Raw genomic sequence first — 580 nt, 5'->3', positions numbered from 1 at the left:
GCCGGGCCGTCACCTGCGTCGCGACCAGCGAATTGCCGCCGAGCGCGAAGAAGTCGTCGTCCAAGCCGACCCGCTCGACACCGAGCACCTCGGCGAACACCGCGGCGACCGCCTGCTCGACCGGGGTCGTGGGTGCCCGGAACTCGCGCTGCACCACCTGCGGCGCCGGGAGTGCCTTGCGGTCGATCTTGCCGTTGATGTTCAGCGGCAGCGCGTCGAGCACGACCCACGCGGTGGGCACCATGTACGAGGGCAGCTCCGCCGCGACCCCGGCCGCGAGCGCCGACACCTCGACCGCCGCACCGTCCGCGGGGACGACGTAGCCGACGAGTTGCTCGCCCGTGTGCCGGTCGCTGTGCACGACGACGACGGCCTGGGACACCGAATCCTGGTTCCGCAGAACCGATTCGACCTCACCGAGCTCGATCCGGAAACCACGCACCTTCACCTGGAAATCGGTACGGCCGAGGTAGTCCAGCGAGCCGTCCGGCAGCCACCGCACCAGGTCACCCGTGCGATACATCCGCACCCCTGGGTTACCGAACGGGTTCGCCACGAACCGATCCGCCGTCAACTCCGG

At 69.8% G+C, this 580-nt stretch carries 1 protein-coding gene; it reads right to left on the bottom strand.

What is annotated here, in order from left to right; translation table 11 throughout:
• The coding region (locus ACN675_RS29235; protein WP_420754129.1) for an AMP-binding enzyme at positions 1–580 on the bottom strand (580 nt) is incomplete at both ends.

It is taken from the genome of Rhodococcus sp. O3, from assembly GCF_048897285.1.
Taxonomy (GTDB): domain Bacteria; phylum Actinomycetota; class Actinomycetes; order Mycobacteriales; family Mycobacteriaceae; genus Rhodococcus.
Note: the sequence above shows the minus strand (reverse complement) of the source record. Positions and strands in the feature narration are given on the sequence as shown.